At 54.3% G+C, this 23,168-nt stretch carries 23 protein-coding genes; 16 read left to right on the forward strand and 7 right to left on the reverse strand.

Annotated elements, in window-relative coordinates; translation table 11 throughout:
- Positions 1-36 precede the first annotated feature (36 nt).
- Positions 37-1,326, reverse strand: coding sequence for a diaminopimelate decarboxylase (gene lysA, locus JUF11_RS01045; protein ID WP_204117936.1), 1,290 nt, complete (start codon positions 1,324-1,326; stop codon positions 37-39).
- A 145-nt stretch (positions 1,327-1,471) separates the two neighbouring features.
- Here lysA and dapF point away from each other — a divergent pair, with 145 nt between their 5' ends.
- The gene (gene dapF, locus JUF11_RS01050; RefSeq protein ID WP_204117937.1) at positions 1,472-2,461 is read left to right on the forward strand and encodes a diaminopimelate epimerase; all 990 of its coding nucleotides are present in this window, start codon (positions 1,472-1,474) and stop codon (positions 2,459-2,461) included.
- Between the two features lie 47 nt (positions 2,462-2,508).
- Here the strand turns inward: dapF and JUF11_RS01055 are convergent, their stop codons facing one another.
- The 3 genes from JUF11_RS01055 to JUF11_RS01065 form a co-directional block, all read right to left on the reverse strand.
- Complete coding sequence (locus tag JUF11_RS01055) at positions 2,509-2,874, reverse strand: hypothetical protein (protein ID WP_125582273.1); 366 nt, start codon at positions 2,872-2,874, stop codon at positions 2,509-2,511.
- 350 nt (positions 2,875-3,224) lie between these two features.
- Positions 3,225-4,010, reverse strand: coding sequence for a tyrosine-protein phosphatase (locus tag JUF11_RS01060; protein WP_204117938.1), 786 nt, complete (start codon positions 4,008-4,010; stop codon positions 3,225-3,227).
- An 87-nt stretch (positions 4,011-4,097) separates the two neighbouring features.
- On the reverse strand, positions 4,098-4,490 hold the full coding sequence (locus JUF11_RS01065) for a helix-turn-helix domain-containing protein (RefSeq protein WP_125580171.1): 393 nt from the start codon (positions 4,488-4,490) through the stop codon (positions 4,098-4,100).
- A gap of 288 nt (positions 4,491-4,778) precedes the next feature.
- Between JUF11_RS01065 and JUF11_RS01070 the strand changes: the two genes are divergently transcribed.
- The 3 genes from JUF11_RS01070 to JUF11_RS01080 all read left to right on the forward strand — a co-directional run bounded on the left by JUF11_RS01070 (position 4,779) and on the right by JUF11_RS01080 (position 6,881).
- Positions 4,779-5,225: a universal stress protein gene (locus tag JUF11_RS01070; RefSeq protein WP_125580169.1), complete on the forward strand. Its 447-nt coding sequence runs from the start codon at positions 4,779-4,781 to the stop codon at positions 5,223-5,225.
- Positions 5,226-5,373: 148 nt separating this feature from the next.
- Complete coding sequence (locus JUF11_RS01075) at positions 5,374-5,916, forward strand: DNA-3-methyladenine glycosylase I (protein WP_204117939.1); 543 nt, start codon at positions 5,374-5,376, stop codon at positions 5,914-5,916.
- Positions 5,917-5,927: 11 nt separating this feature from the next.
- On the forward strand, positions 5,928-6,881 hold the full coding sequence (locus JUF11_RS01080) for a DMT family transporter (protein WP_204117940.1): 954 nt from the start codon (positions 5,928-5,930) through the stop codon (positions 6,879-6,881).
- A 7-nt stretch (positions 6,882-6,888) separates the two neighbouring features.
- On the opposite strand, the gene JUF11_RS01085 is transcribed toward JUF11_RS01080, so the two are convergent.
- Positions 6,889-7,065 (reverse strand): hypothetical protein, encoded by a 177-nt coding sequence (locus JUF11_RS01085; protein WP_164507854.1) that lies wholly within the window; start codon positions 7,063-7,065, stop codon positions 6,889-6,891.
- A 181-nt stretch (positions 7,066-7,246) separates the two neighbouring features.
- On the opposite strand from JUF11_RS01085, the gene JUF11_RS01090 reads away from it, so the two are divergent.
- Complete coding sequence (locus JUF11_RS01090; protein WP_204117941.1) at positions 7,247-7,738, forward strand: hypothetical protein; 492 nt, start codon at positions 7,247-7,249, stop codon at positions 7,736-7,738.
- Here the strand turns inward: JUF11_RS01090 and JUF11_RS01095 are convergent.
- Positions 7,735-7,974, reverse strand: a complete 240-nt coding sequence (locus JUF11_RS01095; protein WP_125580161.1) for a hypothetical protein — start codon at positions 7,972-7,974, stop codon at positions 7,735-7,737. The genes JUF11_RS01090 and JUF11_RS01095 overlap by 4 nt on opposite strands.
- Positions 7,975-8,152: 178 nt before the next feature.
- On the opposite strand from JUF11_RS01095, the gene JUF11_RS01100 reads away from it, so the two are divergent.
- The 5 genes from JUF11_RS01100 to JUF11_RS01120 all read left to right on the forward strand — a co-directional run bounded on the left by JUF11_RS01100 (position 8,153) and on the right by JUF11_RS01120 (position 13,665).
- On the forward strand, positions 8,153-9,319 hold the full coding sequence (locus JUF11_RS01100) for a GNAT family N-acetyltransferase (protein WP_204117942.1): 1,167 nt from the start codon (positions 8,153-8,155) through the stop codon (positions 9,317-9,319).
- Positions 9,320-9,457: 138 nt separating this feature from the next.
- Positions 9,458-10,198: a heme ABC exporter ATP-binding protein CcmA gene (ccmA, locus tag JUF11_RS01105; RefSeq protein WP_204117943.1), complete on the forward strand. Its 741-nt coding sequence runs from the start codon at positions 9,458-9,460 to the stop codon at positions 10,196-10,198.
- Complete coding sequence (locus JUF11_RS01110) at positions 10,176-11,336, forward strand: ABC transporter permease (protein ID WP_204117944.1); 1,161 nt, start codon at positions 10,176-10,178, stop codon at positions 11,334-11,336. Before ccmA ends, JUF11_RS01110 begins: the two co-directional genes overlap by 23 nt.
- A gap of 15 nt (positions 11,337-11,351) precedes the next feature.
- Entirely contained in the window at positions 11,352-12,011 is a 660-nt protein-coding gene (locus tag JUF11_RS01115) for a TetR/AcrR family transcriptional regulator (protein WP_204117945.1), read from the forward strand.
- A gap of 208 nt (positions 12,012-12,219) precedes the next feature.
- On the forward strand, positions 12,220-13,665 hold the full coding sequence (locus JUF11_RS01120) for an amino acid permease (protein ID WP_204117946.1): 1,446 nt from the start codon (positions 12,220-12,222) through the stop codon (positions 13,663-13,665).
- A gap of 39 nt (positions 13,666-13,704) precedes the next feature.
- On the opposite strand, the gene add is transcribed toward JUF11_RS01120, so the two are convergent.
- Positions 13,705-14,724 carry an adenosine deaminase gene (gene add / locus JUF11_RS01125; protein WP_204117947.1) on the reverse strand — a complete coding sequence of 340 codons (1,020 nt, stop codon included), beginning with the start codon at positions 14,722-14,724 and terminating at the stop codon, positions 13,705-13,707.
- 117 nt (positions 14,725-14,841) lie between these two features.
- On the opposite strand from add, the gene JUF11_RS01130 reads away from it, so the two are divergent.
- The 6 genes from JUF11_RS01130 (at position 14,842) to JUF11_RS01155 (ending at position 23,113) form a co-directional block, all read left to right on the forward strand.
- Positions 14,842-16,149 carry a pyrimidine-nucleoside phosphorylase gene (locus JUF11_RS01130; protein WP_204117948.1) on the forward strand — a complete coding sequence of 436 codons (1,308 nt, stop codon included), beginning with the start codon at positions 14,842-14,844 and terminating at the stop codon, positions 16,147-16,149.
- Positions 16,150-16,294: 145 nt separating this feature from the next.
- Positions 16,295-17,716, forward strand: coding sequence for a cytochrome ubiquinol oxidase subunit I (locus tag JUF11_RS01135; protein ID WP_204117949.1), 1,422 nt, complete (start codon positions 16,295-16,297; stop codon positions 17,714-17,716).
- Positions 17,713-18,711, forward strand: coding sequence for a cytochrome d ubiquinol oxidase subunit II (cydB, locus tag JUF11_RS01140; protein ID WP_204117950.1), 999 nt, complete (start codon positions 17,713-17,715; stop codon positions 18,709-18,711). The genes JUF11_RS01135 and cydB overlap by 4 nt, the downstream gene beginning before the upstream one ends.
- Positions 18,712-18,744: 33 nt before the next feature.
- Positions 18,745-20,472, forward strand: coding sequence for a thiol reductant ABC exporter subunit CydD (gene cydD / locus JUF11_RS01145; protein WP_204117951.1), 1,728 nt, complete (start codon positions 18,745-18,747; stop codon positions 20,470-20,472).
- Positions 20,459-22,180: a thiol reductant ABC exporter subunit CydC gene (gene cydC / locus JUF11_RS01150; protein ID WP_204117952.1), complete on the forward strand. Its 1,722-nt coding sequence runs from the start codon at positions 20,459-20,461 to the stop codon at positions 22,178-22,180. Before cydD ends, cydC begins: the two co-directional genes overlap by 14 nt.
- 39 nt (positions 22,181-22,219) lie before the next feature.
- Complete coding sequence (locus JUF11_RS01155; RefSeq protein WP_204117953.1) at positions 22,220-23,113, forward strand: GNAT family N-acetyltransferase; 894 nt, start codon at positions 22,220-22,222, stop codon at positions 23,111-23,113.
- The last annotated feature ends 55 nt before the right edge of the window (positions 23,114-23,168 follow it).

A 23,168-nucleotide genomic window follows, 5' to 3' on the forward strand; every position in this document is an offset into this window, starting at 1 on the left:
GGGAATTGGTCCAGCCAGGAAAGCGTCGGCCAAGGCTCACAGATAAGACAGGTCGTTTTGCACCAAATCGGCATCGGTTTCGCGGCGCACCACTAGTTTGGCCTGGCCATTTTCGGCAAAGACCACGGCTGGCCGCGGATTGCGATTGTAGTTGGAAGCCATTGAATACCCGTAAGCACCAGTCGCCAACACAGCAATCACGTCGCCAGGCTGGGTAGCCGGCAGCGGCGCTTCATCAATCAAAATATCGCCGGATTCGCAGTACTTGCCAACCAGGTGCACGGTTTCTAGCGCCGGGGCCTGCGGCGTGGCCGCTTTGACCGCGGTGTAGTGGGCCTGATAAAGGGCGGGCCGAATATTGTCACCCATACCGCCATCAACGGCGACATAAGGGCGCAAGCCTGGCACGTCCTTGCGGCTACCCACGCGGTATAGTTGATAGCCCGCGGGCCCGACAATCGAGCGACCCGGTTCAATCCAAATCGCTGGCTGCGCGAAAGGCAAGGCGGTTTCCTGCAGGGTGGCCAAAATGGCGTCAACGAAGTCCGCGGCCGGCAAAGGATCATCACCATCAGTATAGCGAATGCCAAAGCCGCCGCCTAAATTCAGCACTTGCGGCGTGAAGCCGAATTCTTGGTGCCAAGCCTTCAGCACCGACAGGAGTTTGGTGGCTGCGGCTTGAAAACCGGCCACTTCGAAAATCTGACTGCCAATATGGGCGTGAATGCCCAGCAAGTTGAGCTGTGGCGCGGCTAAAGCCAGCTTGGCGGCTTGTTCGGCTTGCCCGGATTCAAGGTCAAAGCCGAATTTGCTATCGGTCTGCCCGGTTTGATCATAAGCGTGGGTGTGGGCTGAAATGCCTGGGGTTAAGCGCAACAGGATATTTTGCTGTTTTTCCGGCGTCGCCTTCAGCAAGCCCTGCAGCAGGTCAAGCTCATAGAAATTATCCACAATGATAGTGCCGACGCCAGCCGCTAGGGCCGCTTTGAGCTCCGCTTCACTTTTATTGTTGCCATGAAACGAAATGTTGGCCGCGGGGAAGTTGGCCTTCAAAGCCGTGTAGAGCTCACCGCCGGAGACCACATCGACATGGCAATGCTCTTGCGCTGCGACTTGATACATCGCTACCGTGGCAAAGGCTTTGCTGGCATAGCTGACTTCATAAGGCACCTGACGTTGTTCGAACACTGCGGCAAAGGCCCGAATTTGCTGGCGGATCGCGGCGACGTCATAAATATAAGCGGGGGTATCGAATTCTTGCGCCAAAGCTAAGGCGTCGCAGCCGCCAATGGTGAGATGACCGGCTGCGTTAGTGGTAATGTCCATGAGAGCTCCTCCTTGAGAACATGCGCGTTTGACTAGCAGTCTAGTCTAGTTGCCGGTTGAGGGTCAAGGGCATTATGGCAAGTCTGTTCAGGTTGTGCTACAATTCGTTAAAAATTCACTTAGTATTTTCTCATGGAGGTCAATCATGGCAGAATTGCGCAAGGTCCACGGCTCGGAAAATAGTTTCTTTTTACTCGATCAAACCACGCTGGCCCAGCCGCTTCCTGCTGCAATGCTCAAGGCCTTCACCCAGCGCATCACCGACCGCCAAACTGGTTTATTAGGCGGCGCCGATGGGGTGCTGGTAGTCGATGATGCGCCTGGGGCGGCAGGCCGCATGACGGTGATTAACGCTGATGGGACATACGCCAAAATGTGCGGGAATGGCTTGCGCACGGTGGCGCGGTACTTAGGCGAGAAAACTGGCCAGACCCAGTTTACCGTTCAAACCGCTGAGGCCAAGCTGTCAGTGCACCGCGAGGCGGACCTGGCCCCACAAGTGCCGGCGTACAGCGTGGAAATCTCGCCGGTCAGCTTTGAACCCACAGCGCTGCCTTTTGCCGAACTGAACACAACGAAAATTATTAATCAAGTCTTGCCCGCCATCGACCCAGCGTTGCACTTCACGGCAGTGGCAGTACCCAATCCGCACCTGATTGCTTTTGTACCGGAAGCCGAGCTGAACGGGACCAAGATTGGGACGATTGGCCAGCGGCTGAATGCCCCGAATCCGTATTTTCCTGAAGGGGTCAATGTGACCTTTGCCACGATCGAAGCCCCGCACACCTTGTTTGCCCGGACTTATGAGCGTGGCGTGGGCTTCACCAACGCTTGCGGGACGGGGATGGCTGCCACCAGTTTGGCCTTTGCCTTGACTTCAGATCAAACCGATTTTGATCAGCTGAACAGTGTCTATAACCCTGGTGGCATGGTGCAAACCGTGGTGCATGAGGCGAATGGCACTTACTGGATTGAACTGATCGGTAATGCTACGGTGACAGACTTGATCGACGTGCCAGATGCAGCGCTGGCTGCCGGTGAGTTCACTGGCGCGCAGGTGGCTTCAACCGGCGAGGAAGCGGCCTATCAAGCTTTCGTCAAACAATTACCGTACCGGCTGGTCGCCACGCGTTAAGGGCAAAAAAGGCCCTGATCGCGATGATCAGGGCCTTTAGCATGCCATTAGTCGACGAAGACCAATTGGAATTCATTCGCTTTGGTGTCAATGTTGACGGCAACGTGGCGGTTGAGATCGGCCACCAAGTTGCGAGTGAATTTCATTTTATCTTCGAAGTCGGTGTAATCCTTCGTTTCAGGGATGCTAGTGAAGTCAAAGTTCTCGCCGATAAAGGCGGCATCTGTGACGTAGCGCAGGTTGTTTTCATCGTGGCGGCTACCTGGTTTAAGCACGCTATCGATGTAGTGATAAAGCGTCGCTGGAGCGAAATTCAATGGCCGGTCCAATTCGGTTTTGATCGTGAAGTTCGGCACATCATCCGCCAGTGTATCGTTGACTTGAACCTGAGTTAACCCTTGATAAAGTTTCATTGTTTTCACTCCCTTTTTTCTATAGTATAACGCGTTTTCTCGTAGGCTGCATGAGCGAGGGCTAGTGTAGCTGCCGGGTCGGTCAGCTTCCGCCGGCAGGGGCTGGAACGTGGTGGCCAGCGCTTGGAGCCTCGCCTTGCGAGTCTTCAAGTCGCGGCTTGTTCTAAGCCAACCAGTTGGCTAAGAACAATTTCACCACTGAGCCCCTGCCTGCTCCGGCTGGCCGGCCCTAGTGTGATTTTTGGCTTCGCACACGATCAATGGTAAATAACCGCAATACGCCGCCAAGTCTAATGAAGACTGGACGGCGTATTGGCATCATTCATGGTGATTGTAAACGAGTCAGAAGGCTATTTGAGATACAGGGCCCGCAAGTCCTGACGCTGGCTGTTGGTCAGCAGGAGTTCGTTGGTCAGGTAGTCATTCAAGCTGCCATACTCGCGATTGATGGTGAATAAGGCGGAGTCCAGGTATTCGTTGGCCACGCCGCCGAGGGAGCGGTACGAGGCTTGGAGCGCGGGCGAGCCGCCTTGGGCCTTGATTTCGTTGACCAGGCGCTGACTTTCACCAACCAAGAACAGGTTGGAAGCGAGGTAGTCTTGGCGAATGGTGACGGGATCGACACCGAGCGCGGTGAGGAGGTACACAGCGCCCATACCGGTGCGGTCTTTGCCGGCACTGCAATGGAAAAGCAGGGCGCCATCGGCTGGCATGCCCAGCAGCAGGTCAAAGAACTGGCGGTAGGCTTTTTTGGCACTTGGCAGTTGCACAATGGCGGCATAGGTTTTGACCATGCTGCGAAAACCGGCCAAGGGATCTTGGGCTAATTCGGTGTGCTTTTCTTCTTGCGATTTGGTGACTTTGGTTTCATCGGTGGGAAACACCGGGGTGAACTGGTAGTCGACGCCTGCTGGCAAGCGGTCAGGCGAGTCGGCCCGCTCTTCTGGCGAGCGGAAGTCGACATCGACTTTCAAACCGTAGTCCGCCAAAAACGCTTGGTCACGAGTTGACAATTCGTTCAGCCGGCCGGAGCGAATCAGGCGGTTCGAGGCGACGGTTTGGCCGGCTTTGGTTGGGTAGCCGCCAAGGTCGCGAAAGTTGAAGCCGTGGTGAATCGGTAATTCATTGGGTGTCAAGGCAAAGTCCTCCTTCGTGAATTCGGTTTCAGTATATCAAAGTTGGCCAATAAAAAAAGCCGCCGCAGCGACTTTTTGGGGTAAAGCTTAGTTCTCTTCTTGGGCACTGCCGATAATCAAACCAGCGGTGAAAGAAGCAACGAGATCTTTTTTGGTTTGCGGCAAGCGGTCATTGTTATAGGTCAACACCGTTTTGTCGGAAAGCAGATCTTCCACGCGAATCACGTTGTATTCACTCAGATCGATGCTGGACTTGTCCTTGGCGTACTTGTCAGGGTAAGCCAGCGCCAAAATATCAACGGCTTCAGTATCGTAGTATTCAGCCAACTTACGAATGCTGCGCTCGCTAGGTACGGTTTGGTCGTTCTCCCATTTGGTGAAGCTAGCAGGAGAAGTATGTGTGGCCTTGGCCACTTCCACGATGGACTCGCCGCGACTCTTGCGAATCTGACGAAGGGCACTACCAACGGTTTCAGTCATCTATGTCACCACATTTCTATTAATTTCAATCATTCGAGTTTTTACGCTCTGCACGTTATCTAATGTAGCCGTTTCAAAACGGTAATGCAACGTTGATTAAACAATTTTACTGATTCATTTATTATCAAGCTGACAATAAGGCTAAAATGTATTCATTATCGATTAGAGTGGTAAGCACAGGGCGATAACTTAACCGGATTGTACATTTTTGGACACGTGAAAAATGGTCCTGCTTGTTTTTAGGGCGGGGATGATTTACGCTTAAGTAAATGAGAAGGATGTGATCATATGGATCAGGAATATAACACCATTTTGGTTCCAGTTGATGGCTCTGACGAAGCAGAACTAGCTTTTTCAAAGGCGGTCAAGGTCGCGGAAACCAATCATGCGCATCTCGATCTGCTTAATGTGCTTGATACCAAGCAGTTCATTGGCGGCTATGGTGGGATGATTTCCGGCGATGCGATTTACCAGCTGACCCAGGATGCGGAACAGTATCTGACCGGTTTGCAAGATCGCGCCAAGGCGGCCGGCCTTGAAGATGTTGACATCCACGTGCGCTTCGGTAATCCTAAGACGGTCATTGCGACGGATTTTCCGCATGACCACAACACGGATTTGATCATGATCGGCGCCACCGGTTTGAACGCGGTGGAGCGGGTCCTAGTTGGCTCAGTGACCGAATATGTTAACCGCACCGCGCCTTGCGATGTGTTGATTGTCAAAACGGCTTAGACCACTCAGCGGGCTCGCCACTTCTTTGTGAAGCGGCGAGCTTTTTTTGCGGCAATTTTTCTGCCGAAATGGTCGCCAAGCGATTGACATTTGCCGGATTTGCAGGTAGTTTTGCACGTGGCAATTAATCTGAAAGGTGGCGAAGGCGATGGTCGAGCAAGCGCGCGCGTGGTGGGAGAAAAGTGCGGTCCTTAAAGCGTACTACGAGCAAGAATGGGGTCAGCCTACGCATGATGACCAAGCTTTGTTTGAACTGATGAGCTTGGAAAGTCTCCAAATCGGGTTGAATTGGGAGCTGGTGGTCAACAAGCGGGCCGCTTTTAATGAAGCTTTTCATCATTTTGAGCTTGATCAGGTGGCAGCGATGCCAGCTACTGTGATTGAGGGCCTGATGCAAGATTCCCGGCTGATTCGCAACCGGCGTAAGCTGGAATCCATTCCGCATAACGCCCGCGCGGTGCAGGCCATTCAAAAGGAATATGGCAGTTTTGATGCCTATGTTTGGCATTTCACTGGCGGTCAGCAAATCATCAATCGCCCGCTAACCTGGGCGGCGGTGCCGGCGCAAAGCCCGCTATCCAAGCAGGTCGCTACCAGCATGAAAAAACACGGTATCACCATGATGGGGCCGGTGACGGCGTATAGCTTTTTACAAGGCGCCGGCGTCATCGATGATCACTTGGCACAATAGGAATAATCAAAATGCAAAAGAAACGATTACTGGGAATTGGCTTAGCGATGTTCGGTGCTTGCTTGTGGGGTGTGTCTGGCCCGGCGAGTGAGCTTTTATTTGCCCAAGGCGTCGATGTGGCTTGGCTCATCAGTTCGAAAATGCTGATTGCTGGGGTGCTGACCATGTTGTTGGCCTTGGTGAAGGCGCCGCAAGCGGTGATGGCGCCTTGGCGCAACCGACGCGATGCCGGCCAAATGGTGATTTTCATTCTGTTCGGCATGATTACCATGCAGTTCATCTACTTTAAAGCAGTGGCCGTGGGCAATGCCCCCACAGCAACGATTCTGCAGTACTTGGCGCCGGTGGTGATTTTGGTGCTGTCAGCGTTCATGGCGCGCACCTTGCCCCGGCGGCAAGATGTGCTCATCATTGCGTTGGCCATGTTTGGCACGCTGATGGTGGTCACCAAAGGGCACTTGACCCAGCTGGCGATTGGCCCGCGAGCCTTGTTTTGGGGCCTCTTGGCGGCGCTGGCGGCGGCGATGTACACCATGCTGCCAGCTGGGCTGCTGCGGCGGCATTCACCCTTGGTGGTGACAGCGTGGGCCCAGTTGTTGGGCGGGCTGGTAATGACCGCGTATCGGCCGGTGTGGCAAAATCCACCGCACCTTGATCGCACCGGCATCGCAGCGTATGCCTTTGTCGTGCTGTTCGGCACGTTAATCGCTTATTTGGTTTACCTCGCCAGTTTGCAGTATATTTCCGCCACGGCGGCTAGCTTGCTGGACGCCTTTGAACCGCTTGGCGCGACAGTGGTGTCAGTGCTGATGTTTCACCTTCACCTCGGCGGGCCGGAACTGCTGGGTGGCGCGTTGATTATTGCGACCGTATGCTTAATGGCGGTGGCTGGGCCAAAAGCACCGAAAGTGAAGCCAGCCGTGGCCACGGCGAAAATTAAAAAATCACGCAGGCGGCCTGCGTGATTGCTCATTATTGATGTGAGTGAGGTGCTGCTAAATTCGGCAGCCGAGTTTGATGTTGATCGGGTCTCAGCGCTAAGATATAGCCGTTTTTCACGCGCAGTTTGTACGTGATTTGGGGCTTGAGCTTGAGCGGGTGCCCTTGCGCATCAAACACCGGCAGTTGCGGTTGTTTGATGGTAGGCATAGTCAAGACCTCCTTAACTCCATTGTAGCATCGTTGGCAAGGGGCATTGAGTTGTCAAAGGATGGTGGCGTGCTAGCCGGTAAGGCTTTGGCCCGGCCGCGCAAAAATGATACAATATCGAGGATAGTTTCATTCAACTGGCGGTTTGCCAGTTAAGCTTAGTGCGCATAGGAGGATACAGATGGATCAATTTGAAATCAGTGAACTGGCGGATTGGCTGGAAGCCCATCACGATCAGCTGTTAGATAAGGCGGAATTGATGCCAGTGGCCAAGGTGCAGGCAGCAGTCGATTACCTGCAAGTCCTCGCCGCCCCAGCTAAGTCTTATCTGGATCGCAAGCAAGGGGCTTATGATCAGGATGAATCTGATCACAAGTTGAACTTACTGGCCGACGAACAGCCGCTAGCGGCGGTGGAAGATCGCATCATGGTCAACCATGTCGATGGCTCCATCACCGAAGATCAGATTAATTTCACCTACAACCATGAGCCCGTTTTTGAAGGCGGCTACCAACCGAAGAAAGACCTGAACATCGTTAAGTTTGGGCTTGAAGTGATCGGGGCGGTGGCGACCACGGGTCATTTACAAACCGTGACCGCCGCGTTGTCCAAAGATGCCGTCGTGACGTTGGTCGTCGCTTCGGCGCGGTTCCGCCAGTGGCAAGAAGCCTAGGCTTCCGCCGGCAAGAGCCAATCGGTATCGAATAATTCATGGAGCCGGGTTGAAACCGGCACCCACAGTTGGGCTTTTAAAATGGCGCTGATGACTTCCCAAAAGGCGGGGTCGTCACGCTGTTTTTGATTCGTTTCCACCATGAAGGCCCGGCCGTGTTCGTCGCGGGCAATAATTTGCGGGTAACTGATTTGTTCCAACTGAGCGGTGATAACATTCGTTTGATTGAGTTTCATATTGATCATCCTTTCGAATAAGTTCAGTGTACCCAGGGGGTGGGGCTAAACTGTGGTCGGAATGTGGTTAAAGTTTGATTTTGAGCATAAGAAAATCATAAGGCAAAATCGCGCGTGGCCTGCGCGCGCAGGCGCCGTAAGGTATACTGGAAGCAAAGCCTTTTAGAGGAGGAACATGATGACGACAGTGAAGCAACTTACACCGCAAGATGAAGCCAGCTACTACGCCTTGGCCCGCTATGCGTTCAACAAACCGACCAGCGAAACGCGCGACCGCGCGTTTGCTAGCCTTTACGCGCATTCAGCGGCCTGGGGCGTGGGGGAACCCCTAGCCAGCGGGGTGCTGGGGACGCACTTTGAGGTGGATTTTGCCGGTGTGGGTTACGGCATGAGCGGCATCGGCTATGTGGCGTCATACCCGGAAGCCGCTGGCCAAGGTGGCATCGGGGACATCATGCGCACCGCCTTTCAAGCGATGCGGGCCAATGGCGAAACCTTGTCCTACCTGGCGCCCTTTTCCTCGACTTTTTACCGCCGCTTTGGCTATGAAGGCGCCTTTGACCAGGTGACCCATGTCTTGCCAACCCATGCCTTTCCCAAAGTGCCAAAGCGTGAAAGCGGCGTGACCGTGGTGCGGGTGCCATTTCGAGCCGCCATCAGCGCCATGGCGGCTGTTTATGGCCGCAGTAAAGACGCCACGCGCGGCGGATTGCGGCGCGCCGATTGGTGGTGGCTGAATCTGGCTGATCATTACCCGGACCGCGAAGTGGCAGTGGCGATGATGGGTGAGCGGCCAACAGGCTACATGGTCTACCAACGCGACGGCGACACCTTCCGAATTTTTGAGCTGTTCCATGATGACTTGGACGCGCTGTTGGCCTTGGCTCGTTTCACTGGCGGCCATCGCTCAGCGTATCGGCAGTATGTCTTCACCACCGGCAACCCGGAATCCATTCACGATTTGCTGCCGGATCCCAGTGAGCTGCAAACTTCGGTGCGCGCGTACATGATGGCGCGGATTGTCGATGTGGCCGACTTTATGCAGCGCTATCCCTACCAAGTCAGCGATTTGGCCCCGACCTTAATCGCCATCCAGGATGATTACATTCCGGAAAATGCAGGCCTGTGGCAGCTGGCGATTAGTGATGGTCAAGTAAGCTTCACCCGCGCCACTGGCGAGCCGCAGATCACGTTGTCGATTCAGCAACTGGTGAAAGCCACATTCGGCGTGCGTTCGCTGCGCGCGGCCTACACGCTGGGCTTAGTGGATGGCGATCCGTTCACCATTGCCAGTGTGGGGGAAGCTTTCCTCCAGCGGCAAACGCAGCTGTACGATTATTTTTAGCCTTCAGCCTCGATTCCAAGCGAATCGAGGCTTTTTATTTGGCAATCATTCAAATTTAGTTGACACTGGTTAGCGTGAAACTATAATGAGTGAGTACTCACTTACCCAAACGGTGAGCCGAAAGCGAGGTTCAGAATAATGGCAACAACCATTCAAGTGACAGACTTAAACCAGGGTTACGGCAAAACCACTGTGCTCTCAGACATCAACTTAACGGTGACGGCTGGCGAAATCTTGGCTTTGATCGGCCCCAGTGGCGCCGGGAAAACCACCTTGGTCAGCACCATCATGGGGATGCTCCGCCCCAAGTCAGGCACGGTACGGGTGCTGGATACTGCCGTGCCTAATCGGGCGCTACTGGCCAAAATCGGCTACATGGCCCAAACCGATGCCTTATACACGACGTTGACGGCGCGGGAAAACTTACATTTTTTTGGCACGATGATGGGCGTCCCGCGAGCGCAACAGGATCAGCAAATGGCCCATGCGGCGGCGGTCGTTAATCTTGACCACGACCTCGACAAGGCCGTCGCCGATTACTCTGGCGGTATGAAGCGGCGCTTGTCGCTAGCGATTGCGCTGCTGGCTGATCCGCCGCTGTTGATTTTGGATGAGCCAACGGTCGGCATCGATCCCGAGTTGCGGCAGCAGATTTGGCAGGAATTACACCGGCTGGCAGATGCGGGCAAAACCATTTTGCTGACGACGCATGTGATGGAAGATGCCGAAGAAGCCGATGAACTGATGATGATTAGAGGCGGGGTAGCCATCGCCCAAGGCACGCCAGCCAAGTTGCTGGCTGAGTATCAGGTGCCCACCATTGAAGATGTGTTCTTAAAAGCAGGGAGGGTCCAAGATGCGCACACGCGGAATGATTAAACGCGTCATGACCGAAATGCTCCGCGATAAGCGGACCTTGGCCTTGATGTTTGTGGCGCCGCTGTTGATTTTGACGTTGATTTACTTTTTGTTTCAATCTAGTGGCAGTACCACAGCCACGCTGGCGGTGAAAAATGTGGATTCCACTTTGCAGACCGCGCTGAAAAACGATAATCTAAAACTGAAAGCTACGACGAGCGATGACTCGGCCAAGCGGATCATTCGGCAGCACGACTATGCCGGGATGTTGGTGCAAAAGGGTGACAAGCTAACCTTGACGCTAGCCAATGATGACCAAACCAAAGCCACCATCATCAAATCCAGTCTGCAAGCGGCGCAAATCAAGCTGAAGACCAAGGCGGCTGGCGCCGCGCTGCAGGCCCAGGCCAAGGCCATCAAACAATTGTCGACGGCGCTCGCGGCGGCGACTAAAGCGGCGGGGATTACGCCGGCAACGCCGCAAGCCGGCACCGCGCAGGCCGCAGGGAGCACGACGTATCAAACGAAGACGCATTATTTATATGGCGACAAAGACTCCACCTTCTTTGATACACTGCTCCCGATCTTGATGAGTTTTATCGTGTTCTTCTTTGTTTTCTTAATCTCCGGCATTGCGCTTTTGCGCGAGCGCACCACTGGCACCTTGTATCGGCTGCTGGCGACGCCGGTGCGGCGCGGGGAAATCATTACCGGCTATCTGACCGGGTATGGCCTGTTTGCCGTGATTCAAACCCTGCTGATTGTAGTGTTCACGATGTACGCCTTCAAAATTCAAATCCTCGGCTCGATTTGGCTGGTGATTTTGATCAATCTGCTGCTGGCGATGCTGGCGCTGACCATGGGCCTGTTCATCTCGACCTTTGCCGGGAGTGAATTCCAGATGGTGCAGTTCATCCCCGTGGTGGTCATTCCTCAGATTTTCTTCTCGGGCATCATCCCCGTGGTCACGATGCCCGGCTGGCTACAAGCCATCGCCCATATTATGCCGCTGTATTACGGCGCTGGGGCCATGAGTCAAGTGGTGGAAAAAGGGGCCGGCCTGAGTGCGATTTGGCCGGATTTGCTCGTCATGTTGGCTTTTGCGGCAGTTTTCCTGCTGCTGAATGTGCAAACCATGAAGAAGTACCGGCAAGTGTAACGAAAGGAGCGCAGCATGGTCGTTCATAACGTTGATAAACTATTCGAGGAAAGCCTCGCCAAAAGTGAGCTGTCAGCCAAGCAAAAGGCCGTCTTGCGCGCGAGCTTAGACTTATTCGCTACCCAAGGCTTCGATCGCACCAGCACCCGCGATATCGCGCAGGCGGCCGGTGTGTCAGAAGGCACCGTGTACAAACGGTTCAAAACCAAAGACGCTATTTTGCAGGCGCTACTGGCGCCGTTTGTGGACGAAATTATCCCGCAAATCGCTGGCGAGTTCGTCGACAACACGATGACCAAAGTGCCTGCCGAGTTTGAAACCTTGCTCCACACCATCCTCTTGGACCGGTTCCATTATGTGATGGACAATTACCGCGTGGTCAAAATCATTGCTAGTGAAGTGCTGCAGCGGCCGGATTTGGCCCGCCAGGTCACCGACCGGGTGCGGCAGCTGTTCGTCGAGCGGTTCTTCCCGGTGATTGAACATTACCAACGCGCCGGCCAGCTGGTGACCTGGCCGCCGTTGCAAGTGATCAGCATGATTGCTGGCACCATGCTGAGCCAAGGGGTCATGATTTTCATCACCAATCAACCGCACCCGGATGTGGCGACGATGGTGGATCAATGCGTGCAGTTCTTGATGAAAGGCCTCTCGCCCCAACCATTAGAAAAATAAAATGATCGAGCCCGACACAAATTTTCATTTTTGTGTCGGGTTTTTATAGTTTAATCATTTTTGTCTAAAAATAAGCGATTTTTGAGAGTATATTCACAAGCTTTTAATCGTATTTTACCAACACCCTCACCGAAACTCTTGGCTTTGTCAGCTAAAATCAATGCTAATTACTTATTGATTACTGATGCGAGAATTTGGGGGAATTGGAATGGCTGATAGCAAGAAACAATTGCGCTGGTACAATGTGGCGTTAATCGCTTTCGTCGCCGTATGGGGCCTAGGCAATGTCGTCAACAACTATGCGCAGCAAGGTTTATCTGTAATCACCTCGTGGGTGCTCATCATGCTGCTGTACTTCGTGCCGTATGCACTGATTGTGGGCCAGCTGGGCTCTGCATTCAAAGATGAGAACGGCGGTGTGTCATCCTGGATCAAGCGCACCTCCACGAAGCGGTTGGCATATTATGCCGCTTGGACTTACTGGGTGGTGCATGTGCCCTACTTAGCCCAAAAGCCGCAGGGGATTTTGATTTCCCTCAGCTGGCTGTTCAAGGGCAACGGGAACTTCGTCAAAGAAGTGAATTCTGTGACCGTGTCCCTGATTTGCTTAGCTTTATTCTTGGCCTTTCTGTGGCTGTCTTCCCGCGGTCTGGCCACACTGAACCGGATTGGCTCGGTGGCCGGGACGGCGATGTTCATCATGTCGATTCTGTTCATTATTTTGGCGGTATCGGCACCGTTCATGACCAAAGGGGCCACCATTGCCACCCCGCACATGGATCGCCTCAGCACCTACCTGCCGAACTTTAACTTAAACTACTTCACCACGCTTTCGATGTTGGTGTTCGCGGTTGGCGGCGCGGAAAAAATCTCGCCTTATGTCAACAACACCAAAAACGCTGCCAAAGAATTCCCAATGGGCATGTTGGTGCTCGCCGGAATGGTCGCCTTGTGCGCGATTTTAGGGAGCTTTGGGATGGGGATGCTGTTTAACTCCAGCCACATTCCTCAAGACCTGATGGCTAACGGCGCTTACTTGGCCTTTGCTAAGCTGGGCGGGTACTATCATGTCGGTAACGTCTTCGTGATTTTGTACGCCTTGGCCCAAGCCATGGCCCAGATTTCGGCGCTGGCCTTTTCCATCGATGCCCCGCTGAAGATTCTGCTTGGCGATGCGGATCCTGAATTCGTGCCAAAAGGCTTGCGGAAACTCAACGCCAAAGGGACGCCAATCAAGGGGTACTGGATGACTGGGATTTTGGTCAGCCTCTTGATTGTGGTGCCGAGCCTTGGTATCGGCAACATGAACATGTTGTACAACTGGCTGCTGAACCTGAACTCAGTGGTGATGCCGCTGCGGTACCTATGGGTGTTCCTGGCTTACATCATGCTCAACAAACATCTGGAGAAATTCCAGTCCGAGTATGAATTCGTCAAAAATCGCAAGGTCGGCATGGTCATTGGCGGCTGGTGTTTCTTCTTCACCGCCTTTGCCTGTGTGATGGGGATGCTGCCGAAGATTTCCTACAGCGCCGATCCAAGCACCTGGTGGTTCCAAATGGCCTTGAACATCATCACGCCACTGATTTTCCTGGCGTTGGGCTTGATTTTACCAATGATTGCTCGGCGGCAACACACGGCCCTGAACGAATAAATAAAAAAATGCCATCCGCAAGGGTGGCATTTTTGGTGGCTAGAGATAAGGCCGATAGTCGGCATCGAGCCGCTGATGCAGCACGGCTTTTTGTGCCTCGGTGCAAAAAGCAGCGGTCACGGCATCGTGATTAAACTGCAACAAGTCGGCAATGGTGACGCCAAAATTCTGAGCAAATAACCAATACTCGCGGGTTAAGGTCGTGTTGGATACCGTGCGGTTATCGGTGTTGATGGTGACCTTAGCCTCGGCTGCGCGTAAGGCCTGATAGGGAAAATCAGCCAGGCTGGTGGCGGCGCGAGTTTGCAGATTCGAAGTCAGGCATAATTCTGCCGTGGCGCCGCGCTCAACAAAGGCTTGAATGACTTTTGGTTCATGCGTGAGGGCGGTGGCGTGACCGATGCGCTGGATGCCAAATTGTAAAGCTAGGTAAATATTTTCGGCGCAGTGGCATTCCCCGGCATGGAGCGTCAACGGAATCCCAAGCCGCTGCGCTTTTTGAATGCTGGTTTGCAGCACTGCCGGCGGGAAGTCGGCTTCGTTGCCGGCAAAGTCCCCGCCTACCAAGCCGTGGCCGAGCAATGGGGCGGCTTGCTTAAACATTGCGTCATTGCTGGCCGCAGGGAACTGCCGCATGCCGCAGACCAAGGCGCGGGCAATGATATCGAATTGGGCCATGCCGCGATGCAAGCCGTCGATCACGGCCTGGATCGTGTCTGCGGCGGACAGACCTTCATCCATCGACAGAATCGGCGCGAAGCGGACTTCGATGTACCGGACGTTTTCGGCGGCAGCTTGGGCCACCACATCATAGGCGGCCATGCTCAAGGCTTCTTTGGTTTGGAGTAGCGGCCGGATGAAATCGAAGGGCTTAAGATAGTCCATCAGGTCGGTGGCGTCAGGCGGTGCGGTGACGAGCTGCCGCAGCGCCTCATCGCTGGCGGGTAGGGTTAAATTGATGCGAGCGGCGAGTTTTCTGATCATTTCCAAACTTAATGAGCCATCCAAGTGGCAATGCAATTCAACCTTGCCTAACTGGTGCAGCGTGTGTTCATCCATGCTAATCGCTCCTTTAGTCTTCTGCTTTGAGTGTAGCACATCGATTTGCCTTGAGCCGGGAAAGCGCTACAGATTCTGGTACAATGAAGACAGAACATATAGAAAGCTGGGATTGTAATGCGGATGGTGGACTTAATTGCCAAAAAGCGTGACGGGGGCACTTTAACCAAGCAAGAAATTGATTGGCTGATTACAGCCTATGTCAATGAAGAGGTGCCGGATTATCAAATGAGCGCCTTTTTGATGGCAACCTACTTCAAAGGCATGACCGATGAAGAGCAGGCGGCGCTGGCTTTTGCGATGCTCAATTCCGGCGATCGGCTGGATCTCAGCGAGATTCCTGGGATTAAAGTCGATAAGCACAGTACTGGCGGCGTGGGTGACAAAATCAGTATTCCCTTGACGCCACTGGTGGCTTGTTTAGGGGTGCCGGTACCGATGATTTCCGGCCGGGGCTTGGGCCACACCGGCGGCACCTTGGACAAGCTGGAAAGCATCCCGGGGTTTAATGTCAACTTAAGCGAATCGGCCTTTCGCGCCCAAGTCAAAACCATTAAGCAGGCGATTGTGTCAGCCAGCGGTGATTTGGCCCCAGCGGACCGCCGCATTTATGCCTTGCGGGATGTCACGGCTACCGTGGAGTCGATTCCACTGATTGCCAGCTCGATCATGAGCAAAAAAATCGCCAGCGGCACCAACGCCTTAGTCTTTGACGTTAAAGTTGGCAATGGCGCCTTTATGAAGACGGCGGACCAAGCGGAAAAACTGGCGCAGGCCTTGGTGGCGATTGCCAAACAGGCTGGCGTGAAGGCTGTGGCACTTTTAACCGACATGAATCAACCGCTGGGTGTCACCATTGGTAATAGCTTGGAAATCGCCGAGTCCATTGCCATTTTGAAAGACCGCGGACCCAAAGATGTGCGGAAGCTGACCATCACCGAAGCCGCCCACATGCTGGTGCTGGGCGGCAAAGCGCCAGACCTCGAAACAGCCATTGGGATGGCTGAAGATGCCTTGCGCGACGGCCGGGCGCTAGCGGCGTTCAAACAACTGATTGCCGCTCAAGGCGGCGACCCGATCGTGGTCGACAACCCGAAGCTACTGCCGCAAGCTGAATACAAAATTCCCGTGACCGCCGCGACCGCAGGGTATGTCACTGCGATTGACACCAACGCCCTCGGGCTAGCGGTGATGCAACTCGGCGGCGGGCGGGCCAAGAAGGATGATGCCTTAGATTTGGCCGTGGGGCTGGTGCTGCACAAGAAAGTGGGCACCCCAGTGGCTGAAGGCGAAACCCTAGCCATGATTCATGCCAGTCAGCCAACTGCGGCGGCGGTGGCCCAGCTGGTGCAAGCGGCGTTCACCATTGGCGACCAGGCACCGGCCAAGCAGCCGCTGATTCAGAAAATCTTGCCTCAAAACTAGTTTTCACGAAGAAATCTTTGCTAAAACCAGATTTAGCAAAGGTTTCTTTTCAGTTCCGGTGCCCGCCGCGCCTGCACCTGGCGCTATACTATGATTAGTGTGAAAACGATTGCGCTAATTATTGGAGTCAAGGAGGGGTTTAAGCATGCTTGCAGGTTTAACCGTGCTCGACCTGGCCCGCTTTCAATTTGCCATGACCACAGTGTTTCATTTCTTCTTCGTGCCGTTTTCTATCGGCATGGCGCTGTTAACTGCCATTATGGAAACACTGTATGTCCGCAAAAAGCAGGCCGTCTATTTAAAAATGGCCAAGTTTTGGGGCCGGATTTTTCTTTTGAGTTTTGCTGTTGGGGTGGTCACTGGGATCATCCAAGAATTTCAGTTTGGGATGAACTGGTCGAATTATTCCCGGTTCATGGGGGATATTTTCGGGGCGCCGCTGGCGATTGAAGCGCTGCTGGCGTTCTTCATGGAGTCCACCTTTATCGGCTTGTGGATGTTTACTTGGGACCGGTTCAAACCCGCGGCCCATGCGGCGCTGATTTGGTTCGTCTGGCTTGGCACGACGCTGAGTGCGATTTGGATTTTAAGTGCGAACTCGTTCATGCAGCATCCCACTGGGTTTGCCATTAATCCCGCCACAGGACGCGTGAAGCTGGTGGACTTTGGGGCCGTGATTTTGAACCCGCAGCTGTGGGTTGAATTCCCGCATGTCATTTTTGGCGCCTTCACCACGGCCAGCTTTGCCGTGGTCGGGATGGCGGCTTGGCAACTGCTGAAAAAGCGTGACGTTGACTTTTTCCAAAAGTCCCTGCGCATCGGCTTGATTGTCGGCTTGGTGTCCGTCGTGGGTGCAATCGGCGTGGGCGACACCCAGACCCAGTTCATTATCAAGGACCAACCGATGAAGTTTGCCGCCACCGAAGGCATCTACAAGGATACCGGCGATCCGGCGGCTTGGACCTTGGTGGAATTGATTGATACTAAAAAGCATACGGTTAAAGGTAACATCGAAATTCCGTATTTGCTGAGTTTGCTGTCTTACCATAAAGCGAACGGTAGCGTGAAAGGCATGGACACTGTCAATGCCGAGCTACAGCGAAAGTACGGCAAAGATAAGGATTACTATGTGCCGGTCAAGACGCTGTTCTGGTCATTTCGCGTGATGGCTGGCGGCGGGGTGCTGCTGGCATTGCTCGCGGTGCTGGGGCTGTGGTTCTCCCGCAAGAAGAAGGACACCTTGTTGAACCAGCGGTGGCTCTTGTATCTGCTGGGGTTAGCACTGTGGTTGCCGTTTATCATCAATACGGCGGGCTGGTTCATTACTGAACTGGGCCGCTATCCATGGGTGGTTTACGGTCTTTATACGATTGCCGACGCCGTGTCGCCAACCACAACCGTGCCGCAGCTGCTCATCACCAACATCGTTTACTTCTTGTTGTTCACAATGCTGGGCGGGGTCATGATTTACTATTGCCGCCGGGTCTTGAAGCAAGGACCAGACGGACCACTGGATACGGACTATGGCACCAGCGATCCCTTTGCAAAGGAGGCGTTTGCTAAATGACAGCCTTGCAATTGCTATGGTTTTTACTGCTCGCCGTGCTGTTTATCGGTTTCTTCTTCCTTGATGGCTTCGACTTCGGGGTGGGGATGGCCACGCGGCTGTTAGCCCATGATGAAGCTGAACGCACCCAACTGGTCAGCACCATTGGCCCGCATTGGGATGGCAATGAAGTGTGGCTGATCACGGCAGGTGGGGCGATGTTTGCTTCTTATCCGCTGTGGTATGCCAGCTTGTTTTCTGGTTTCTACTTGCTGTTCTTTTTGGTGCTGGTGGGCTTGATCATTCGCGGGGTGGCTTTCGAATTCGCCGCTCATGCAGAAACCGAACGCGGCCGCAGCATTTGGCGGTGGGCCCTGTTCTTTGGTAGCATCATTCCGCCGTTTTTCCTCGGGATGATTTTTACCGCGATTATTCAGCCGTTGCCGATCGACCAAGCAGGTAATGTGTTTGCTACCTTTGGCAACCAGGTCAACTTGCTGACAATCGTTGGTGGGGTGGCCGTGGTACTGATGTGTCTGATGCATGGGCTCAACTTTATCCGCCTGAAAACCGAAGGCCCGCTGCGCCAGCGTGCGCGGGCGCTGAACGCCAAACTGGCTTGGGTGCTGTATGCCGGTGAAGTGGTGTTTGCGGCCCTGGTCTTCTTCATGACCGATTTCTTTAAGGCGCGGCCGGTGTCCACCACCTTGATTGTGGTGTTGATTGTGGTTGCCGCCGTGGCAGCGCATTACGGCGCTGTGAAAGATCGCGAACTGTTGTCCTTTATCAGCAGTGGCGCCGGCTTAGCCTTGGTTGTAGCGTTGATTTTCAATGGCTTGTTCCCGCGGGTGATGATTGGGGTTAATCCGGCCCATTCCATCTTGATTCAGGATGCTTCGGCCAGTCCGTTGACGCTGACCATCATGACCGTGGTGACCTGCATTTTGTTGCCGATTGCACTGGGCTACTTCATTTGGAGCTATGTCGTATTCCACAAGCGCGTGGCGGCCAAATAAGCTTGAACGAATGACATTTTTAAGGAGGCTCGCATGATCGATAAACGATTGTTGCAGCTGCCTGGAATCCGAAAAATTATGCTGATGCTTGCCGCGCTTACGCTGGGGCAGGCATTTGTTATTTTAGGCCAAGGGCATTTTCTTGCAGCAGGGATAGTTCACGCTTGGCATTTGCTCCCCATGGCGGGGCTAGTGCCTTATATCCTAGGCTTTGGTCTGGCCTATGCCGGGCGCCAGGCGATTACCTGGGCGCGCAACGCTTTAGCGGAGCATTATGCGCGGCGCGCGGCCAGTGACCTACAAACCCGCCTCTTGGCCCAGGTGTATGCGCTGGGGCCGCAGGCAGTGGCGCAGGAAGGTACCGGCAATTTGGTGACCATGGCGCTGGATGGCGTGGGTGAAACGCAAAATTATATTGAACTGATTTTGAATAAAGTGCTGAGCATGATGATCATTCCTTGGGTGTTAGTGGGGTACATCTTTATGCAACAGCACCTGGCTGGGATCGCGTTGCTCATTATGTTTCCCGTCATTATTTTATTTATGGTGATTCTGGGGATGGCGGCGCGAGACGAATCGGAGCGCCAGTATGCCGGGTTCCAGCGCATGAGCAATCACTTCATCGACTCGCTTCGCGGACTGAAGACCTTGCAGCTGATGGGCATTAGCAAACAATACGCCCAAAACGTCTACACCGTCTCGGAAGACTATCGCAAGCAAACCATGAAGGTGCTGCGCATTGCGATGCTGTCGAGCTTTGCAATGGATTTTTTTGCCACCTTGTCGATTGCCGTGATTGCGGTGTTCATGGGCATTGACTTGCTGAATGGTAAGTTGAGCTTATACCCAGCGCTGGTGGCGTTGATTTTGGCGCCAGAGTATTTCATGCCGATTCGCGAATTTGGCAGTGACTATCACGCTACTTTGAATGGGAAAAACGCCTTGACCGCGATTTGGCAATTGCTGGCGCTGCCGGTACCGCAGCCGGCGACGCAGCAACCAGAATTGGCCGGCCCGCTGACGTTAACCGCTAGTGACCTGACTTTTCAGTACCCGGATCGCGATGATGGCATCAAGCAGGCTAGCTTTACTTTGCATGAAGGCCAGAAGGTGGCGATTATTGGCGCCAGCGGCTCCGGCAAGTCAACCTTGCTGAACTTGATCGGTGGCTTCTTACAGCCTACAGGGGAGCCCTTTACGTTGAATGGTACGCCGCTTGCCCATTTGGCCCAGCCGGCCTGGCAGGAACACCTGTCCTACATTCCGCAAAATCCTTATTTGTTTGCCAATACGATAGCGGAAAACATTCGCTTTTATCAACCTGAAGCCAGCGAAGCGGCGGTGCAACAAGCGGCGAGCGAAGCCGGCCTCAGTGATTGGCTCAGGACGCTGCCTGAGGGCTTAGCGACCCGTATTGGCGAAGGCGGCCGCGGCGTTTCTGGCGGCCAGGCCCAGCGCATCGCCTTAGCGCGCACGCTACTGGCCAAGGAGCGGCGCATTTGGCTGTTTGATGAACCGACGGCGCATTTGGATATTGAAACTGAATCCGAGCTCAAAGCAACGATGCTGCCGCTGTTTGCGGGCCGGCTGGTGATTTTTGCCACCCACCGGCTGCACTGGCTCAATCAGATGGATTGGGTCATCGTGCTCGCTCATGGCCAAATCGTGGCGCAAGGGGCACCAGCGGACTTGGCGGCCCATTCCGCCGCTTACCGGGCTTTGGTGGCGCAGATGAAGGGGGAAGCACATGTTCAAGCATGATCACTGGGTGAAACCCGATTTGAAACGGTATCGGTGGCTTTTGTTTTGGTCGCTGACGCTGGGGATTTTAACGTTTGTCTGCGCCGGGGCGTTGATGTTTACTTCCGGTTACTTAATTGACTTTTCCGCGCGGCAGCCGCTGTTTGCGGCGATTTACGTGCCAGTGGTGTTGACGCGGGCGTTTGGGATTGGCCGCCCGGTGTTTCAATATCTGGAGCGCCTCACCAGCCATAACTGGGTGTTGCGCGTGACCAGTCACATGCGGCGCAAGCTGTATCAGGTGCTGGAAACGGACGCCGCTTTTTGGCAGGAACATCGGCGCACTGGCGATTTGCTGAGTTTGCTGGCGGATGATATTGGTCACATTCAGAATTTATACTTACGCGCGATTTTTCCCACCGTGGTGGCTGGCGGGTTGAGTTTGCTGATCACCCTGGGGCTGGGGATTTTCGATTGGGGCTTTGCGTTGTGGATTTTGCTCCTGTTGTTAATCCAGCTGATTCTGATTCCTTGGTGGGGTCTGCTGGTGGAAAAAAAGCGTAAGCAACGCCAAAAAGCGTTGACCCAACAAGCTTATGGAGATTTGACCGATGCGACCTTGGGCCTGAGTGATTGGACGATTACCCATCATGAGCAGGCCTTTCTTCAGCAGGCCACGCAGGCGGCCACGGCGTTAGCAGCGTCTACCCATACCAGTCGCAAGTTCCAATGGTGGCGTGATTTCTGCGGTGACCTGGCCTTTGGTCTGATTCCAGCGGCGCTGCTGTGGTGGTCCGCGGCCCGGTTCGGCAGCGGTCAGGTGACGGCAAATTGGATTGGTAGCTTTGCGCTGGTGATGTTCCCGTTAGCGATGGCCTTTTCCAGTGTGGCCCAGGGCGTAGGCGAATGGCCCACTTACCAAGGCGCGTTGCAACACTTGAATGATCTGACGCCAAGTGAGCGGCCGTTGCCGGCACAATTAGCCGCGCCAACGCAAGTGCAGGCGTTAACGTTGTCAGACGTGCATTTTCGTTACAATGACGCGGCGCCAGAGCTCATCAGCGGCGTTGATCTCAGGATGAAGCGCGGCGAGAAAATCGCACTACTTGGGCCCAGCGGGATGGGCAAAACCACTTTGCTCCAGCTGGTGTTAGGTGATTTGACCGCTACCAGTGGCCAAGTGCTGCTGGACGGCCAAGCGGTGTTGCAATATCAAAACGTGCGGCCACAACTGTTTGCCGTGCTGGATCAAAGCCCGTTTTTGTTTAATACCTCAGTGGCCAACAACGTGCGGTTAGGCAACGAAACCGCTACCGATGCTGAGGTCTGGGCTGCGCTGAAAGCCGTTCAGCTCGATCAATTGGTGGCCAGCTTGCCGCAAGGGGCGGACACCCCAGTGGAAGAGGCCGGGTTTGCCTTTTCCGGCGGTCAACGGCAGCGCCTGGCGTTAGCGCGGATTTTGCTCCAAGATGCGCCAATCGTGCTGCTCGATGAACCCACCGTGGGGCTTGATCCCATCACCGAGCAGGCGCTTGTTGCCACAATGTTTGCGGTACTGAAGGATAAAACGGTCCTCTGGGTGACCCATCACTTGCAAGGCGTTGACCGCTGCGATCAGGTCTTGTTTCTTGAGGATGGGCACCTGACGTTGCAAGGCCGGCCGCAAGAGCTGCTGGCGACCAGCGCCCGTTATCGGCATTTGTACGCCTTAGATGCTGGGGAGATATAATGTTACACTAAGCGCAATTGAATTTTGGGGGCATCAGCAATGCAAATTGAGCAAACCGTACAACTTAGCCAGGGCCAACGCACCGCGGCCCAGGCGCTGCTGGCGGCGGTGCAGGCGGCAGATGGCAGCGCCAGAGATCCTTATTTGAGTAATCAGTTCAACGTCGACTTAAACATGCCGGCGTTTTTCTTGGCTTACGTGGATTCAGGCTTAGTGGGGCTGGTGACACTATACGCCGATGAGGCGCCAGGTGGCTTAGTGGATGTGACCATTAACGTGCATCCAAACTGGCGCCGGCGCGGCATTGCTAGCCGGTTGTGGCAAACGGCTGCCGCGGTACTCAAGCAAGCCAGCTACGACCAGGTTGAATTCATGACCGAGCAAGGCTTTTTGGCTAAGGCGCCAGCGTTTGCCGCCCAAAATCAGTTGCAGCGCGAGACTGAGTTTGAATATCAATTAGCCGCACCGGCGCAGCGACCAGAACCGTCGGACCCCGCCATCACCGTGGCCAAGCTGCAACCGGCCGAAATTTCGGCCTTGCTCCCAGCATACTGTGAAGCCTTTCCTGAAGTAGATGAAGCCGAGGCGCGCCGCTATCTGGAAGCCAATCTGCACTCCGAACACAACGCCCCATATGTTGGTCACTATCAGGGCCAAATTATCGGCTACTGTGGGGTCGATTATGGCGCTTATGATTATCTGTTTGGCTTATTTATTGCCGCGCGTTTTCGCGGGCAAGGTCTGGGCCAGCGGTTTTTGGCCCAGCTGATGGTGACTTTGGCGCACACGCGCAGGCGGGCCTTGAAATTAGGCGTCGAAAACACTAATCCTGCTGCCTTACATGTCTATCAAAAAGCCGGGTTTCAAATTGAAACGACGGTCTACTATTTGACGCCGCAAGCCGGCAGCCGCTGGGGCCTCAAGGCGGACTAACCGAATCAAAGCCAGCCGACCACCATTTAAGGCGGGCCGACTGGCTTTGTTTGCG

The sequence above is a fragment of the Lacticaseibacillus suilingensis genome, assembly GCF_016861845.1.
Classification (GTDB): Bacteria; Bacillota; Bacilli; order Lactobacillales; family Lactobacillaceae; genus Lacticaseibacillus; species Lacticaseibacillus suilingensis.